We start from the raw sequence: 16,908 nt of genomic DNA, 5'->3' as shown, positions 1-16,908 counted from the left end.
GAGGTAAAGATGTTATTTGTTCAACTGGAACAGCGACATACCCTGCATATCGCTAAACGCTTTATAGGACGCCTGCAAGGCAGCCTGCTGCATGGTGTAAGAGGAAATCGCTTCATTCCAGTCCACATCTACAAGATCGCTCATTTGCGCGGTCTGAGATAGCGCCCGGTCATTACTTAACGTGTTCAGTTTATCCAGCTCGTTAAGCTTAGTACCCAAATCAGCCCGAACGGTTAATATATTATCAAGAGTGTTACGCAGCCCCCGGTTAGCAACATCAATGGCCGCTCTCTCCTGATCGGCTTTATCTTGATCGTCACCAACAGGTGTGTTTAGCGAGGCGATTGCTTTATCCAGGATCTTGAAGAGGTTCCTTTCCTGCGTTCCCCCACCAGGCTCCGGCGTTGCATTACTGGTAAAGGTGGCAAAAACCTCTGTGCCTGTATGGCTGATCTGCATATTTCGCGAAGAATCCACCTGCTGGTTAATTGGAGTATCACCGCCTATATAATCGCCGCTGGTTTGGTCAAAAGCGACGGACTCCGTCTTATAACCAGCGAAAATGTATCGCCCATTGCCGTCCGTGCTGTTCGCAAGGTTCATCAGCTGATCGCGAATCCCTTGCAAGTCCGTCGCTAGCGATGCCCGATCGCTATCACTTAACGTCCCGTTTCCTGCATAGACAATTTTTTCCTGAGCACTTTGAATGGCAGTTGTTACTTGGGAGAGGACGCTCTCTTCAAGTGACACTTTCTGCGTTGCAAAAGTACGAGCAAGGTCAAACTGGCTGTTTTGCGCCTGAGCCTGTGACAGCACAACCGCCTGCGACGCCGCAATAGGATCGTCCGACGGACGGTTAACACGCTTACCGGTGGACATTTGCTCACCGTAGCTCAGCCACTTGCTCTGGGAATCGGTGATTCCCCGCATGTTCTGGTCGTACATCATCTGGGTGCTAATACGCATTTTTCACCTCAGCCTTAGCGAATATTGATAATTGCATCAAAAAGCGTGCTGGCAGTTTGTAACACCTGCGCATTGGCAAGGTAATACTGCTGATAGCGCTGCAGGTTTCCATACTCTTCGTCGAGGTTTACCCCAGAGATGGACTGCTGCTGCTTAGTCAGTTGCGTCGCCACATTCGCTTTCGTTTCGCTGCTGGTTTTCAGCGCGGCGGTTGAGCTGCCGACCGTACTGACAAGGGAAGCATAGGCATCGTTGAAAGTCTTATTGCCGCCAACAACCTTACTGTTTTGCAGATCGAGCAGTTTTTGGCCATTGCGGTTGTCGCTCTCGCCGCCGTTGCTTGCGGATGCCATAGCCAGTTTGGACTCATCTTTGAACTTGAGCTCCATATTGACGATGACATCAGAAACAGGCTTGACGATGAAACTGTCTTTGGCGTTCGCACTACCGGTCACGTTGACGCTCAGGCCATCAAAGGAGAGATTGCCACTTGCGTCCGGGGCCATGGTGAAGCTGGTTTTATCCGAACGGGTGATCGTCCAGTCGGTGCCGTTAAACTGCAGCTTATAATCGGTGGCCTGCACTTTGGTGCTGTCTGCCACAGTGGCCGTCATTGCGGCCGTACCGGTATTGCGGCTGTTGGTTACCACGGCTGGCGAACCAAAGTCGAACAGCTTGCCACCGGCATCGCCATTGGCATCAAACCCGGCTTCATGCTGCTTATTCATCGCGTCCGCAAAGGCCAGTGCCAGCTGGTTGAGGTTGTTACGCGCTTTATCCAGATCTTCTGAGCGGAACGTAAACAAGCCCCCCAGCGAACCGGTGGTGACCATTTTCTCGGGAATTTCGACGTTGCCGGACACCTCATCACTGTAGGCGATAGTCGTCCGGGTCGGATCGGCGCTGGATTTCACCGCAGCTAACTGGTTTGCTTTGCTCCCCTGCACCAGGCTGTAACCGTTGCCAAAGGAGACGTTATAGGTGCCACCGTCCTGAACAGCCACTTCAACACCCACAATTTGGTTCAGCTCACTCACCAGCTGATCGCGCTGATCCAGCAGGTCATTTGGCGATGAACCTGCCCCTACGCCGGTAAGACGGGAAATCTGATCGTTCAGATTCGCAATCTGTTTTGCGTAGTTGTTGATCTGCTCAACGCTTGAAGCGATGGCGGTATTAACCTGAGAATCCTGATCGCGAAGATACTGGTCGTTCGTTTTAAACTGATTGACCAGACCATCCGCTTTTCCCAGCACCGTCTGTCTTGCGGCCGGGTCTTCCGCGTTACTCACCAGCGTTTGCAGGCTTTTGAAGAAATCCTGAAGCGTCGTCGAAAGTGAGTTGGTGGAATCAGAGAGCACATCGTCAATTTTTGACATCTGCTGATAGCGCGTCGTCAGACCGCTACTCTGCGTTTGCGCGGCGCGCAGTTGGTTGGTGATGAAAGCATCATATTCACGCTGTACACCAGACACATACACCCCGTTGCCCACCCAGCCACCGCCGGTCAGCGTGCTGTTAGACGCACCCAGCACGGTCGTCTGGCGGGTGTAACCTGCCACGTTATAGCTTGAAATGTTATTACTGACGGTATTGAGTGCCGCCTGAGCAGCACTGAGGCCACTCATGGCGCTGTTAATCAAACTGGACATGGAGGTTCCTTTTATTCGTTCAGACACGAGTCCTGATGAAAGTTATCGGCAGCCTCCACCGGGACTTGAGAAGTTTCAGAACAGATTTTCGATATCTGTGCTATAGGCTTTGCTGACTTTCTCGCCCATCGATTTAAGCTGCTGAATCATGCTGGTGAGCTTACGCGCATAGTTCGGATCGGTGGCATAGCCCGCATTTTGCAGGGCCTGCGCGCCCTGTTCAGGCGTAGCCGCCTGCGTAACGGCGGCATAACGCGGGTTGCGGCTCAACAGGCCTACATAATCGGACAACGCTTCCAGATAAGAGCTGTAAACGCGGAATTTTGCTTTGATCTTCACCGCCGCACCGTTTTCATATTCGGTGGTGGTGATCTCGGTTGTCGGCCCCTTCCAGCTGGCATTCGCCTTCACGCCAAAGATGTTGAAGCTCGGCTCGCCGTTTTCCTTACGGATCTGGCGCTGACCCCAGCCCGATTCCAGCGCGGCCTGGGCCAGAATCAGGTGATGTGGCACCCCACTCTGTTCACTGGCAAGACGGGCCGGCAGCGAAAGCTGTGCCAGGAAGTCTTTGCTGTCGCCGGAGAGCGGCTCATCGCTGCTCACCGTCGCCTTCGGTATCGCTTTACGCACCATTTGCGTCAGCGCCTGGTTCTGATAACTGGTCACCGTTTGCAGGTCGAACTTCATCGGCACCTGCTGCGGCTCATCCTTCGGCTGGATCCCCTGCGCGGCTTCGGTCTGTTTGACTATCATGTCAGCCAGACCGAGCCCTTTACCGGCGGTCATCTGCTGCGCAATCTGTTGGTCATACACGCTGGTATACAGGCGCGTTGAATCACTGCTGAACATGCCGTCTTTAGGCAGGGTTTCACGCATGCTCTTCAGCATCATCTGTACAAACATCCCCTCCACCTGGCGGGCGACCGGGCGGATATTCGCCGCCGGGTCTTTGCCTGCCTGGGTTTTCAGTTCGTTAAGCGACTGGGCATCCCAGGCCGCGCTGGTCAACAGTTTGCTATCGGTCAGCATCAGATGATTTCCAGTTTGGCGCGCAGACAGCCCGCACTTTGCATGGATTGCAGAATAGACATCAGATCCATCGGCGTTGCCCCCAGGGCATTCAGGGCACGCACCACGCTGTTGAGGTTGGCACTGGAGCGTACGCTCTGCAGCGAGCCCCCGCTCTGACGCAAATCGATCTGGGTTTGCGGCGTTACCACCGTCTGCCCACCACCAAACGGGGTATCCGGCTGGCTGACGTTGGCGGAGCGGTTGACCGTTACCGAGAGGTTACCCTGCGCCACGGCGCAACTGTCCAGCGACACTTCACGGTTCATCACCACCGAACCGGTACGGGAGTTGATGATCACTTTGGCATCCTGAACAGGGACATTCACTTCCATGTTCTGGATATCGGCCAGCATGCGCACCTGGTTGCTGCCGCCCGTTGAGGTGCGGATCTGCACGGTACGGGCGTCCAGCGCCGTCGCACTGCCATAGCCGCGGCTGCGGTTGATGGTGTCGGCGATCTGCTGCGCCATGGTGAAATCTTCGTTGTTCAGCTGCAGGTTGATGGTATTCCCCGCGCCGAACTGGGTCGGCAGTTCACGCTCAATGATTGCACCGTTAGTGATACGCCCGCCGTTCAGCTGGTTGACCTGCACGCTGCTGCCGCCTGCAGAGGCCCCCGCGCCGCCCACCAGAATGTTACCCTGCGCCAGGGCATAAACCTGGCTATCCACCCCTTTCAGCGGAGTCATCAGCAGCGTACCGCCGCGCAGGCTTTTGGCGTTACCCATGGAGGAAACCACCACATCGATGGTCTGCCCCTGACGCGCAAACGCCGGGTAGGAAGCGGTTACCATTACCGCCGCCACGTTTTTCAACTGCATGTTGGTGCCCGCCGGTACGGTGATACCGAGCTGGGACAGCATGTTGTTCAAGCTCTGGGTGGTGAATGGCGTCTGTGTGGTCTGGTCACCCGTGCCATCCAGGCCAACCACCAGACCATAGCCAATGAGGGAGTTTTCACGCACGCCCTGAACGCTGGTGAGATCGCGAATGCGGTCAGCCTGGGCAAATGTTGCCACCAGCATCAGCGCCACGGCGAAGATCGATTTAAACATGGGTCACCTCGCTTACATCGGCGATAAATTAAGGAAGAAGCGCTGCAGCCAGCCCATATTTTGCGCTTCGTTGATATAGCCGTTACCGACGTACTCAATGCGCGCATCCGCCACCTGGGTGGACGGAACGGTGTTGGTGCCGCTGATGGTGCGAGGGTTAACCACACCGGAGAAGCGAATGAATTCAGTGCCCTGGTTAATGGCGATCTGTTTTTCACCCACCACATGTAAATTGCCGTTAACCAGCACCTGGTCAACCGTTACCGTCAGCGTGCCGCTGAAGGTATTGCTGGCGTTCGCGCCACCTTTACCGTTAAAGGTATTGCCGCCAGACGCCTCAACATCCGCACGTGCATTACCGAAAAGTCCCTGCAGATAGCGCGGTACGGTATCGAAGCCAAAATTGGTTTTGCCATCGCGGCTGGCATTCGCCGACGAGCTCTTGCTCGCGCTGACGTTCTCCTGCAGCACAATGGTCAGGGTATCGCCGACGTTACGCGGGCGACGGTCTTCAAACAGCGGCTGATAACCATAGTTGATCGGCTGCGCGGTCTGGAAAATGGAGCCGTTCACCACTGGCGCAGGGCCAGGAACGGGTTGGGCGGTCGTCGCACCCTGGACCAATGGTTTAGACGGGATCCAGGCACATCCGCTAAGGGTGACGGCCAGAACAGTCAGAATCGGATAACGAAACGCCGCGTTTTTTTGCATTGCCTTCATCTTCGAAAACAGGGAGCCGGTGCGGCATTCACCGCACCGGGCTGCGCCTTAGAGTTGCGTCAGTTTCTGCAGCATCTGGTCGGTCGTCGACACTGCTTTACTGTTAATTTCATACGCGCGCTGGACCTGGATCATATTCACCAGCTCTTCCGCCACGTTCACGTTCGAGGTTTCCACATAACCCTGATACAGCAGCCCTGCCCCGTTCAGGCCCGGGGTGCTCTCATTCGGCGTACCGGAGGATTGCGTTTCGGTGTAGAGGTTCTCGCCAATGCTTTCCAGACCGGTATCGTTCATGAAGGTGGTCAGGTTGAGCTGCCCCACCTGAACAGGCGCGGCCTGTCCCTGCTGGGTGACGCTCACCACGCCGTCACGCCCGATGGTGATGCTCAGGGCATTCGCCGGGATCGTGATAGCAGGCTGAACCTGGAAACCACCGGCCGTGACCAGCTGGCCGTTCTGATCGACCTGGAACGAGCCGTCACGGGTATAGGCAGAGGTCCCGTCAGGCAACTGCACCTGGAAGAAACCCTGGCCTTTAATGGCGACGTCTTTGCTGTTGTTGGTCTGAGACAGGTTGCCCTGGCTGTGCAGACGCTCGGTGGCGACCGGACGAACACCGGTACCGATCTGCAAACCTGACGGCAGCGTGGTTTGCTCAGAGGACTGCGCACCCGGCTGACGAATGGTTTGGTAAAGCAAATCTTCGAAAACGGCACGCTGACGCTTGAAACCATTGGTGCTGACGTTTGCCAGGTTGTTGGCAATCACATCCATATTGGTTTGCTGCGCGTCCAGGCCAGTTTTCGCGATCCATAAAGAACTGATCATAGGGAGTCCTGTTAACTCATAGCCAGAAGTTGGTTAGCTTTGCCCGCGTTTTCATCAACGCTGCTGATAATCTTCATCTGCATTTCAAAACGACGGGCGCTGGCGATCATGTCGGTCATGGCTTCGACCGGCTTGACGTTGCTGCCTTCCAGAACACCGGACATCACTCGAATGGTCGGGTCGGCCTGAAGCGTGGCGCCACGGGTGGCCTGAGCCGCCTGGGTCAGACGGAACATACCGTCATCACCACGCTGCACCTCTTTGCCATCCGCTTTGACCAGCTTCAGACGCCCGACGGGCGCAACGGTATTGGCCGGGTCGCCGGGGTTCAAGGCGGAGATGGTACCGTCTGCGGCGATGGTCAGCTCTGAGCCTTCCGGCACCGTCAACGGACCCGCTTCACCCATTACCGGGTGCCCCTGAATCGTCAACTGGCCTGTGGCACTGACCTGGATATTACCGTTGCGGGTATAGCCTTCGCCGCCGTCTGCCGTTTGCACGGCCAGCCAGCCGTCCTGCTGCAGAGCAACGTCCAGCGGGCGGGCGGTGTAATCCATCTGCCCTGGCGTCATGTCTGCACCCGGCGTGGAGGCGGTCACCAGCGTACGCGTCGGCAGGGACAACCCTTCTACCGGCACCGCACGCAGCGCATTGAGCTGTGCGCGGAACCCCGGCGTAGAGGCGTTCGCCAGGTTGCTGGCGGTAACGGCCTGCTGATTGAGCGTCTGACTTGCCGCGCCCATCGCGGTATATATTGCGTGATCCATTGCGCTTTCCTGTTAGCCGCTTAACGCAGGTTAACCAGCGTGTTAAGGATCTGATCCTGGGTCTTGATGGTCTGCGCGTTCGACTGATAGTTACGTTGCGCGACAATCATGTTCACCAGCTCTTTACTCAGGTCGACGTTAGACGCTTCCAGCGCACCGTTGGTCAGCGTACCGAAGTTACCGGAACCCGCGGTACCCAGCAGCGCGACGCCGGAGGACTGCGTGGCAGACCAGACGTTATCACCTTCAGACTTCAGACCTTCGTTGTTGGCGAAGTTTGCCAGCACGATCTGGCCCAGAACCTGGGTCTGTTCGTTGGAGTAGTTACCGACCACGGTGCCGTCGTCGTTGATCTGGTAGCTCACCAGGTCGCCCGGTTTAAAACCATTCTGGCTGGTTCCAACGATGTTGTTCGCACCGGTGTTCTGCTGCATGGAGTTCGCAAAACTCATGGCGAAGGTCGCAGGCGTAGCACCAGGAATGGTCTCGGTAGTCAGGTTGATGTTGCCACCGCCGATCAGCGTACCGTTGTTGTTGAAGGTCAGCGTCGTGGCGAGAGAGGCCGTGCTGCCTGCCACGCTACCGTCCTGGGCATACACTTTCCAGGAGTTAGCCGGGGTCGCATCTTTGACGTAAAACAGGTTCATGTTGTGCGCATTACCCTGACTGTCAAAGACGGTGACCGTACCTTTTTTGTTGTAGGTATCCGGGTTGGCCGGATCAAAGGCGGTGGTCGGTGCGGTATCGGTGGAGTTGAGGTTAATCTGCTGGGAAGCCGTGGTGGTGGCCTTCGCGGCCATCAGCGTGGTCGGGATATTAATAGGCTGTGGGTTCGCACCGGTCTGAACCGTTGATGGCGTCCCGGCAACCGGATAACCGGTTAATTGCATCCCCTGCATGTTCACCAGGTTACGGTTTTCGTCCAGCTTGAACTGGCCGTTACGGCTGTAGAACACCGAGCCGTTAGCATCGACCATACGGAAGAAACCGTTCTGGCTGATGGCAACGTCCAGGCCACGACCGGTATTGGTGGTGGTGCCGTCGGTAAAGTCCTGGGTAATGCCTGCAACTTTTACGCCCAGACCCACTTTGGAACCGGCAAACATATCTGCAAATGAAGCAGAACCGGATTTAAAACCATAGGTCGCGGAGTTGGCGATGTTGTTGCCAATGACGTCCAGGTTGGTGGCCGCAGCATTCAGGCCGCTGACCGCTTGAGAAAAGGCCATGACTTACTCCTGATAAGTGTTAAGGCTTAGATAATCTGCCGAACTTCGTCGAGTGTGGTGGTACCAGAAGTACCCAAATCCAGTTTGTTGCCATCGCTACCTTTAATGACACCCTGAACCAGCGCAAACTGCAGCGGCTGAGCCACCAGCTGGGTAGAGCCATTGCTGGCACTGATTGCCACTTTGTAAGAACCGTTTGGCGCTTTGGTGCCGTCGGTCAGGCTGCCATCCCACGTAAAGGTATGAACGCCCGCCTTCAGTTCGCCGATATCAATCGTGCGAACCACGGCGCCGGTAGCGTCGGTGATCGTCGCGGTGACTTTGTCGGCCGCCTGCTGCAGCTCAACGCCAAACGGCGTGGTGGTGGTGGTCGTATTGCCTTCGGTGGTGCTGGTGCCCGCCAGGATCGTGGTGCCCGGGATCATCACCCCGTGACCAATCAGGCTCGCAGCCTGCAGGGACTGGCTGTTATCAATTTGCCCGGAAACAGAGCCGAGGGTGGTATTGAGTTTCTCAATGCCGCTGACGGTACTGATCTGCGCAAGCTGCGTGGTCAGTTCGTTGTTCTGCATGGGGTTGGTGGGATCCTGGTTCTTCAGCTGTGCCACCAGCAGCGTCAGAAAGCTGCTTTGCAGATCGGAGGCGTTACTTCCCGTCAGGGAGCTGGAACCCGTCGTACTTTTGGCGCCACTGACGCCCGAGTTCGTTGGATCATTCACATTAACGGCGATGGACATGCATGTCTCCTTTACTGGCCGAGAGTGAGGGTTTTGAGCATCATGCTCTTCACGGTATTAAGCACTTCGACGTTTGCCTGGTAGCTACGTGAGGCGGACATGGAGTTCACCATCTCCCCCACCACATCCACGTTTGGCATTTTCACGTAGCCGTTCGCATCCGCCAGCGGGTTGCCGGGCTCATACACCAGCTTGTCCGGTGCCTGGCTTTCCACCACGTCAGAGACTTTCACCCCGCCCGTCGCCGCGCCTGGTGCAGCATCCACCTGGAACACCACCTGCTTTGCACGATAAGGCTGTCCGTCAGGTCCGGTCACGCTGTCGGCGTTCGCCAGGTTACTGGCAGCCACGTTCAGGCGCTTGGACTGCGCGGTTAACGCCGAGCCGGCGATATCGAAAATATTCAGCAAGGCCATTTATCCGTTGCCCCCCTGCAGGACGTTCATCATGCCTTTGATCTGTCCGCCGAGTACGGTCAGGCCCATCTGGTATTTCAGGCTGTTATCGGCAAACTGCGTACGCTCCCGGTCCATATCCACGGTGTTACCGTCGAGTGAAGGCTGGTCGGGAATGCGATAAAGTAAATCGGTCGTGGGCGCCGTCATCGCCTGAGCAGGAATATGGCGTGAGGAGGTCAGAGCGAGCGCGACACCGCTCCCTTCTGCACGTCCACGCTCCATCACTTTTTTAAGCTCACTGGAAAAATCAATATCGCGCGCCTGATACCCTGGCGTATCGGCGTTGGCAATATTGGCGGCTAAAATCTCCTGCCGCTGGGCGCGTAAATTGAGCGCTTCCTGCTGAAAACGTAACGCGGCGTCGAGTTTATCGAGCATGTCTCCTCCGCTGATGGCAAAATTTCAGTTCACAGCTTAAATCTCACCCCGTCCCCCCTATCGACGGAATAAGCGCAAAATGCGTCGCTATTTATTCCGTTGATGCAAAACCACTGCAGGTAGAATCCTCTCAATTCGGGTAACGGTGGAATGTGCGATGCAAACGTTAAAACGCGGCCTGGTGGCTACGGCCCTGCTTTTCAGCCCCCTGGTACAGGCTGAAGTACAGGATCAACTGACGGCTTTCTTTGCTCAGCAACTGGCGGGCTTTAGCGATGAAGTCAACGTCACCGTGCGCACGCCACCTAATCTCTATCCCTCCTGTGAGCAGCCGTCGTTCAGCGTAACGGGCACCACAAAACTGTGGGGGAACGTGAACGTGCTGGCGCGCTGTCCGGGTGAAAAACGCTATTTACAGGTTGCGGTACAGGCGACGGGCAATTATGTTGTGGCCGCCGTTCCCATTGCTCGCGGCAGCATGTTGCACGCCAGCAGCGTGACTCTGAAACGCGGTCGTCTGGATCAGCTTCCGCCGCGCACCATGCTTGACATTAACCAGGCACAGGATGCCGTCAGCCTGCGTGATGTCGCGCCAGGCCAGCCGATACAGCTCTCCATGCTGCGTCAGGCATGGCGGGTTAAAGCGGGTCAGCAGGTGATGGTGGTGGCCAACGGCGATGGTTTTCAGATAAACAGTGAAGGGAAGGCATTAAACAATGCCGCGGTGGCACAAAATGCCCGCGTCAGGATGTCCTCAGGCCAGGTGGTTAGCGGAACCGTCGATTCTGATGGGAATATTCTGATTAACCTATAATCTTTTTAAAGAAATCGCTGCGACTGCCGATAAATAATCAACTAATGATGATGTCAGGCGCCAACGCCGCGAACCCTCGATGAGGACAACACTATGAGCATTGATCGTACATCAGCCCTGAAGCCGGTAAGCGCTGTACAGCCTCGCGAAACGAATGACGCCATGCCGCAGAAAACGCGTGTGGAAAAACCGTCAACGTCCAACAGCACCAGCGTCACCCTGAGCGATGCTCAGGCAAAACTGATGCAGCCAGGCAGCAGCGATATCAATATGGAACGCGTGGAAGCGCTGAAAACGGCTATTCGTAATGGTGAGCTGAAGATGGATACCAGCAAAATTGCTGACGCCCTGATTCAGGAAGCACAGAGTTTCTTACAGAGTAACTAACCGTATGAGTCGACTGTCAGAAATACTGGATCAAATGACGGTTGTCCTGAACGACCTGAAAACGGTCATGGACGCGGAGCAACAGCACCTCTCTTCCGGTCAGATCAACGGCAGCGCGTTGCAGCGTATTACGGAAGATAAAAGTTCGCTTCTGGCGACGCTGGATTATCTGGAACAACAGCGTCGCGCTGAGCAAGATCCTAAGCGCAGTGCGAATGACGATATTGTAGAACGCTGGCAGACCATTACAGAAAAAACCCAGCATCTGCGCCATCTCAATCAGCACAACGGCTGGCTGCTGGAAGGCCAGATTGAGCGTAATCAGCAAGCGCTTGAGGTGTTAAAGCCGCATAAAGAGCCCGGGCTGTACGGTGCGGATGGTCAAACATCAACGGCACGTGTCACGGGCGGGAAAAAGATTTCGATTTGAAGCCCAGGCGACAAATCAGGCAGCGGGGAGCACCCTAAGGTGAACTCCCCTTTTGGCGTTTATGCGGTACGGCGGGCAAACTCTTTCACTTTGAAGCCCAGCACCGCGAGCGTCGCAAAGTAGGCCACAACCCCAACACCCACAACGGCCATCAGCCGCATCAGACGGTAAAGCATGGTGCCCTGCGACCATTCCGGCATGACATGCAGCATGCCAAGCAACGCCGCTGCCATAACCAGCACCGCAACGATCAGACGCACAAAGAAGCTTTTCCAGCCCGGCTGCGGCGTGAAGATATCCTGCTTACGCAACTGCCAGTACAACAGCCCGGCGTTGAGACAGGCCGCAAGACCAATAGACAAGGCTAGACCGGCGTGCTTCAGCGGGCCAATAAAGGCCAGGTTCATCAGCTGAGTCATAATCAGCGTCACAATGGCAATTTTCACCGGCGTTTTGATGTCCTGGCGCGAGTAGAACCCTGGTGCCAGCACTTTAACGACGATCAGCCCCATCAGCCCCACCGAATAGGCAATCAGCGCCTGCTGCGTCATCGACGCGTCAAAAGCGGTGAATTTGCCGTACTGGAACAGGGAAACGGTCAGCGGCTGCGCGAGGATCCCCAGCGCTACCGCACTCGGCAGCGCCAGCAGGAAGCAGAGACGCAGCCCCCAGTCCATCAGACGGCAATATTCGTCATGGTTTCCGCTGGCAAAACTTTTCGACAGCGACGGCAGGAGAATAGTCCCCAGCGCCACCCCCAACACCCCGGAGGGAAACTCCATCAAACGGTCCGCGTAATACATCCACGAAACGGAACCGGATTTGAGGAAAGAGGCGAAGATAGTGTTGATGATAAGCGAGATCTGGCTAACCGAAACCCCGAGAATGGCAGGCCCCATCTGCTTAATCACGCGCATCGCACCGGCGTCACGGAAATTAATTCGCGGCAGAACCAGCATGCCGATTTTCTTCAGATGCGGCAGCTGATACGCCAGTTGCAACACGCCACCTGCCGTCACCGCCCAGGCCAGCGCCAGCACCGGCGGGTTGAAATGGGGCGCGGCGAACAGCGCAAAGCCAATCATGCTGATGTTAAGGAAGGTTGGCGCAAAGGCCGGAACGGAAAAACGGTTCCAGGTATTGAGGATTGCCCCCACCAGCGAGGCCAGGGAGATCAGCAGGATATAAGGAAAGGTAATACGCAGCAGTTGAGTGGTCAGGGCAAATTTATCTGCCGAGTCCGCAAAGCCGGGTGCCGTCACCATAATCACCCAGGGCGCAGCCAGCATCCCGAGCACCGTTACGATCGCCAGGGCCAGCGTCAGGAGGCCTGAAACGTAAGCGACAAACACGCGCGTGGCGTCTTCACCCTGCTTGCTTTTATATTCCGCCAGGATAGGAACGAATGCCTGGGAAAATGCCCCCTCGGCAAAAATGCGACGCAATAAATTCGGCAATTTGAACGCGACGAAAAAGGCGTCCGTTGCCATCCCTGCACCAAATACTCTTGCCACAATCGCATCGCGCGCAAAACCCAGCACGCGGGAAAACATGGTCATCGAGCTGACTGCCGCCAGCGATTTTAATAAGTTCATTAATGAGAATTCCCACAACCCTACGGATTTCCAGAACGGGTAAGCGAAAGCGCCACCCATTGAAACCAACAAACGGCGCTTAGTCTACCCGGATTTAAGGGAATTACTATCGGCAGATGTTACAGAGAATTATTCGCTCATGGCCTCTCGCCAGAGCCGCTCAACAATGCGTTGTGCCATGATGGCCTGCTCACCGGATGTTTCCGGAACCGTCTGATTTTGCACACAGGCGATAAAGTGGCGGGCGCATCCGTCAAAGCCGCGCTGCTCAAGGGTGCTTTGCCAGCCAGGCGCCGGTAGCGTGACCACGCCGCTGCCTTTCTCTTCGCGCCATTCGCGCATGTCGGTAATGTCATACAGGGCACCATCCGTGACCGCCTGCACAGATTCCCGGTGACTGCCGGCCCGGCGATGCATGCTGGTGGTGACCTGCAGATGCTCAAGAGCAAAATGGTGCTCAGCGTAAACCATCTGGCCCTGATCGTTGGTCAACAGGGTGCCGCTTTTAAGCTGGGCTTGCCCGTTGGTTAGCCAGAGCGCCGTATCTACTACGTGCAGGTAATCATCCAGAAGGGTAAAGCGCAGATCGTTCGGTCCAACGCTGTCGGTACGATGCTTGTCCATTCTCAGGGACGCGAGCCCACCAGACCGGGCCTTCAACTGCTGGTAAAGCGGCGCAAAACGGCGGTTGAAACCCACCATCAGCGTCAGTTTTTTGCGTGCAGCGAGTTCAATCAGCCGTTCGGCATCCTGAATGTTTTCCGCCAGGGGTTTATCCACACAAACGTGGACCCCGGCATTCAGTAATTCGCTGACCACCTGATAATGGGTGGCGGTAGAGGTGTGCACAAAGACCGCATCGCAGTCGCGCGCCAGATCCTGAAGCGATGCCGCATACGGCATGCGCCAGGTTTCGCAGATCCGCTCGGCCTTCTCGCGGGTAGGTGACCACGCCCCTTGCAGCGTCCAGTCCGTCGCGGCCCCCAGAACAGGCAGCCAGGCCTTTTGCGCAATACCGCCCAGCCCTACCACGCCAACGCGTAATTTTTTCACCGTCAGTCTCCTAAATGTGCCAGCAATGCATCCAGGCGTTGTTTCAGCCCGGCCACCTCTTCCTCCAGCGCCTCTACGCGTGCTGCGAGGCTGTCATGCGCGGCGGGGGCAGCCGAATCTGCTAACACCGTTGACGTATCAACCTCACCGCTAAACAGGTGCATATAGCGGCTTTCACGTTTCCCCGGCTCACGCGCCAGACGTACCACGTAAGGGCCATCCTCGCGGGTGGCAAGCCCGTCCAGGGTCTGCTCAACCTCCTGCATATCGGCGAACTCATGCATGCGGGAGGCCCGGGTGCGCAGTTCACCGGGCGTTTGCGCGCCGCGCAGTAACAGCGTGGTGATCACCGCCACCTCGGCGGCACTCAGCTTCAGATCGCCGAACTCAGAATTGCAAAACCGCTGCTCGTACTTGGTCACGCGGTTACCGAAACCGCTGACCGTGCGCAGGTAATGGCGTTTAACCAGTTCATCGAGAATATCCTGCACCTCATGTTCGCCGAGATTCATCACCGGCTCACGGTTGGTTTTCTGGTTACACGCCATCGTCACGGCATTGACGGAGAGCGGATACTGTTCCGGCGTGGTGACCTGTTTTTCCAGCAGGCAGCCAATCACACGCGCTTCTGTTGCGCTTAACTGATATTTCATCTCTTCTCCTTAGCGGCCTGCCGTCCAGTCCCGGGTGGTTAATGCTGTCAGTACGTGGTCGCGCCACTCTCCGTCTATCAGCAGATAATCTTTGGCGTACCCCTCTTTCTCAAACCCCAACCGCGCGAGCAAATTACCGCTGCGCTGATTGTGTGGCATGTAGTTCGCCATAATGCGATGGATATGTTGCGTGCGCTGCATATAACGGATCGCCACCGTTAGCGCCTCATACATCAGCCCCTGCCCTTGCCATTTCTGGCCGATGGAGTAGCCGAGGTAGCAGGCGTGAAACGATCCGCGCACCACGTTGGAAAAGTTGGCAATACCGATGATCTCTTTTTCCTCCGGATCCAGCAGCGCGAAATAGAACGCGCTTCCCTGCTTGTGGAATTCTGCAATCATGCTGAGGCGCGCCTGCCAGCCGGAAGGGTAGCAGTGGCTCTCATCCCGAACGGGTTCCCAGGGTTTTAAAAACTGGCGATTCTCGGCGTAATAATCCGCCAGACGCCAGGCATCACGCTCGTGCACCAGACGAACAACCAGCCTGTCCGTTGTCAGACGCACTTTTGGCACATTACTGCGATAGCCAAACATCGATACCACTCCTTCCCGTCACTTCTGCTTACCCATTAGCTTTACTATACCTGCGCCTGTGCCGTCTGTGAAAACAGTGACATACCATTTTGACCTCTTTTCACATTTTTCGATGAGAACTCTCTATCAAAGCGCTCTTTTGATAAAAAAATATTGTCACGCGCGGGGGTGGGAAAAAACGTGGCGACACCGCAGAATGTTAGCGTGCTCACCATCCTGTTTTCCCTGGAGGGAAAATGTCCCGCGTATCACAGGCCAGGAGCCTGGGTAAATATTTCCTGCTAGTCGATAACATGCTGGTCGTGCTCGGCTTTTTTGTTGTGTTTCCCCTCATCTCGATCCGCTTTGTCGATCAAATGGGCTGGGCGGCACTGATGGTCGGTATCGCGCTCGGGTTACGCCAGTTTGTCCAGCAGGGTCTGGGCGTGTTTGGTGGTGCCATCGCCGACCGCTTTGGTGCCAAACCGATGATCGTGACGGGCATGCTGCTACGCGCGGCAGGCTTCGCCACCATGGCAATTGCCCAGGAGCCGTGGCTGCTGTGGTTTTCCTGCTTCCTCTCCGGTATCGGTGGCACCCTGTTTGACCCGCCGCGCACCGCGCTGGTGGTTAAACTCATTCGTCCGCAGCACCGGGGACGCTTCTTCTCAATTTTGATGATGCAGGACAGCGCCGGGGCGGTGATTGGCGCCCTGCTGGGAAGCTGGCTGTTGCAGTACGACTTTCGTCTGGTCTGCGCGGCGGGTGCGCTGCTCTTTATTCTGTGTGCGCTCTTTAATGCCCTGTTTCTGCCGGCATGGAAACTGTCGACGGTCAAAGCCCCGGTACGCGAAGGTCTTGGCCGCGTGCTGCGAGACAAACGCTTTGTTACGTACGTGCTGACCCTTACGGGGTATTACATGCTGGCCGTTCAGGTCATGCTAATGCTGCCGATCATGGTAAACGACATTGCGGGCACCCCGGCCGCCGTAAAATGGATGTACGCCATAGAAGCCTGCCTCTCTCTGACCCTGCTCTACCCGATCGCCCGCTGGAGCGAACGGCGTTTTCGCCTGGAGCATCGCCTGATGGCAGGGCTGTTATTGATGACGCTCAGCATGATGCCCATCGGGCTGGTGAACTCGCTCCAGCAACTGTTTACGCTGATTTGCACCTTCTATATCGGCTCCATTATTGCCGAACCGGCTCGTGAAACGCTGAGCGCCTCGCTTGCCGACGCGCGCGCTCGCGGCAGCTATATGGGGTTCAGCCGCCTGGGGCTGGCCTTTGGCGGTGCATTGGGTTACGCCGGCGGCGGCTGGCTGTTCGATGCCGGAAAAGCCCTAAGCCAGCCGGAACTGCCCTGGGTCATGCTCGGCGTGGTCGGCTTTATGACGCTCCTTGCACTGTGGTGGCAATTCAGCCAGAAGCGCAGCGCGAGCGGCATGCTCGAACCTGGGGCATAATATTCCCTGCGGCGGGGCCTCTCCCGCCGCCATTATCAGTTTTTTCTGCTGGTTTCCGCTATTTCACCCTGAC

The 16,908-nt window shown here is 56.4% G+C and carries 19 protein-coding genes; 4 read left to right on the top strand and 15 right to left on the bottom strand.

Translation table 11 applies throughout. The features are described from left to right. Positions 1-12 precede the first annotated feature (12 nt). The 11 genes from flgL to flgB form a co-directional block, all read right to left on the bottom strand. Entirely contained in the window at positions 13-966 is a 954-nt protein-coding gene (gene flgL / locus EQV24_RS21650) for a flagellar hook-associated protein FlgL (protein WP_130627038.1), read from the bottom strand. Positions 967-980: 14 nt separating this feature from the next. Continuing rightward, the gene (flgK, locus tag EQV24_RS21645; RefSeq protein ID WP_013097132.1) at positions 981-2,618 is read right to left on the bottom strand and encodes a flagellar hook-associated protein FlgK; all 1,638 of its coding nucleotides are present in this window, start codon (positions 2,616-2,618) and stop codon (positions 981-983) included. A 75-nt stretch (positions 2,619-2,693) separates the two neighbouring features. Next, positions 2,694-3,647: a flagellar assembly peptidoglycan hydrolase FlgJ gene (gene flgJ / locus EQV24_RS21640; RefSeq protein WP_130627037.1), complete on the bottom strand. Its 954-nt coding sequence runs from the start codon at positions 3,645-3,647 to the stop codon at positions 2,694-2,696. Beyond that, a complete protein-coding gene (locus EQV24_RS21635; RefSeq protein ID WP_013097134.1) occupies positions 3,647-4,744 on the bottom strand; it encodes a flagellar basal body P-ring protein FlgI in 1,098 nt (365 codons plus the stop codon). The genes flgJ and EQV24_RS21635 overlap by 1 nt, the downstream gene beginning before the upstream one ends. Positions 4,745-4,756: 12 nt before the next feature. After that, positions 4,757-5,455: a flagellar basal body L-ring protein FlgH gene (flgH, locus tag EQV24_RS21630; RefSeq protein ID WP_003857987.1), complete on the bottom strand. Its 699-nt coding sequence runs from the start codon at positions 5,453-5,455 to the stop codon at positions 4,757-4,759. A gap of 57 nt (positions 5,456-5,512) precedes the next feature. After that, the gene (gene flgG / locus EQV24_RS21625; protein WP_008500810.1) at positions 5,513-6,295 is read right to left on the bottom strand and encodes a flagellar basal-body rod protein FlgG; all 783 of its coding nucleotides are present in this window, start codon (positions 6,293-6,295) and stop codon (positions 5,513-5,515) included. Positions 6,296-6,306: 11 nt separating this feature from the next. After that, positions 6,307-7,062, bottom strand: coding sequence for a flagellar basal body rod protein FlgF (locus EQV24_RS21620; RefSeq protein WP_013097135.1), 756 nt, complete (start codon positions 7,060-7,062; stop codon positions 6,307-6,309). 20 nt (positions 7,063-7,082) lie between these two features. Beyond that, positions 7,083-8,291, bottom strand: coding sequence for a flagellar hook protein FlgE (flgE, locus tag EQV24_RS21615; protein ID WP_058684526.1), 1,209 nt, complete (start codon positions 8,289-8,291; stop codon positions 7,083-7,085). 26 nt (positions 8,292-8,317) lie between these two features. Further along, the gene (gene flgD, locus EQV24_RS21610) at positions 8,318-9,028 is read right to left on the bottom strand and encodes a flagellar hook assembly protein FlgD (RefSeq protein WP_130627036.1); all 711 of its coding nucleotides are present in this window, start codon (positions 9,026-9,028) and stop codon (positions 8,318-8,320) included. A gap of 11 nt (positions 9,029-9,039) precedes the next feature. Further along, on the bottom strand, positions 9,040-9,444 hold the full coding sequence (gene flgC, locus EQV24_RS21605; RefSeq protein WP_013097138.1) for a flagellar basal body rod protein FlgC: 405 nt from the start codon (positions 9,442-9,444) through the stop codon (positions 9,040-9,042). Next, entirely contained in the window at positions 9,445-9,864 is a 420-nt protein-coding gene (flgB, locus tag EQV24_RS21600; protein WP_013097139.1) for a flagellar basal body rod protein FlgB, read from the bottom strand. It abuts the gene before it with no gap. Between the two features lie 157 nt (positions 9,865-10,021). Here flgB and flgA point away from each other — a divergent pair, with 157 nt between their 5' ends. The 3 genes from flgA to flgN all read left to right on the top strand — a co-directional run bounded on the left by flgA (position 10,022) and on the right by flgN (position 11,495). Further along, complete coding sequence (gene flgA / locus EQV24_RS21590) at positions 10,022-10,678, top strand: flagellar basal body P-ring formation chaperone FlgA (protein WP_013097140.1); 657 nt, start codon at positions 10,022-10,024, stop codon at positions 10,676-10,678. 93 nt (positions 10,679-10,771) lie between these two features. Continuing rightward, entirely contained in the window at positions 10,772-11,065 is a 294-nt protein-coding gene (gene flgM, locus EQV24_RS21585) for a flagellar biosynthesis anti-sigma factor FlgM (protein ID WP_130627035.1), read from the top strand. 4 nt (positions 11,066-11,069) lie between these two features. Then, on the top strand, positions 11,070-11,495 hold the full coding sequence (flgN, locus tag EQV24_RS21580) for a flagella biosynthesis chaperone FlgN (protein WP_028027944.1): 426 nt from the start codon (positions 11,070-11,072) through the stop codon (positions 11,493-11,495). Positions 11,496-11,554: 59 nt separating this feature from the next. Here flgN and murJ read toward each other — a convergent pair whose 3' ends face one another. The 4 genes from murJ to rimJ all read right to left on the bottom strand — a co-directional run bounded on the left by murJ (position 11,555) and on the right by rimJ (position 15,390). Then, positions 11,555-13,090, bottom strand: coding sequence for a murein biosynthesis integral membrane protein MurJ (murJ, locus tag EQV24_RS21575; protein ID WP_023620179.1), 1,536 nt, complete (start codon positions 13,088-13,090; stop codon positions 11,555-11,557). 129 nt (positions 13,091-13,219) lie between these two features. Continuing rightward, on the bottom strand, positions 13,220-14,143 hold the full coding sequence (locus EQV24_RS21570; protein ID WP_130627034.1) for a Gfo/Idh/MocA family oxidoreductase: 924 nt from the start codon (positions 14,141-14,143) through the stop codon (positions 13,220-13,222). Positions 14,144-14,145: 2 nt separating this feature from the next. Beyond that, positions 14,146-14,796, bottom strand: coding sequence for a YceH family protein (locus tag EQV24_RS21565; RefSeq protein ID WP_013097145.1), 651 nt, complete (start codon positions 14,794-14,796; stop codon positions 14,146-14,148). Positions 14,797-14,805: 9 nt separating this feature from the next. Continuing rightward, on the bottom strand, positions 14,806-15,390 hold the full coding sequence (gene rimJ, locus EQV24_RS21560; RefSeq protein ID WP_013097146.1) for a ribosomal protein S5-alanine N-acetyltransferase: 585 nt from the start codon (positions 15,388-15,390) through the stop codon (positions 14,806-14,808). Positions 15,391-15,626: 236 nt separating this feature from the next. On the opposite strand from rimJ, the gene mdtH reads away from it, so the two are divergent. Further along, complete coding sequence (gene mdtH, locus EQV24_RS21555; protein ID WP_023620180.1) at positions 15,627-16,835, top strand: multidrug efflux MFS transporter MdtH; 1,209 nt, start codon at positions 15,627-15,629, stop codon at positions 16,833-16,835. Positions 16,836-16,908: the final 73 nt, after the last annotated feature.

The organism is Enterobacter sp. A8 (assembly GCF_004296595.1).
Taxonomy (GTDB): Bacteria; Pseudomonadota; Gammaproteobacteria; order Enterobacterales; family Enterobacteriaceae; genus Enterobacter; species Enterobacter cloacae.
The sequence above is the reverse complement of the archived record's forward strand: the minus strand, read 5'-3'. Positions and strand labels throughout refer to the sequence as shown.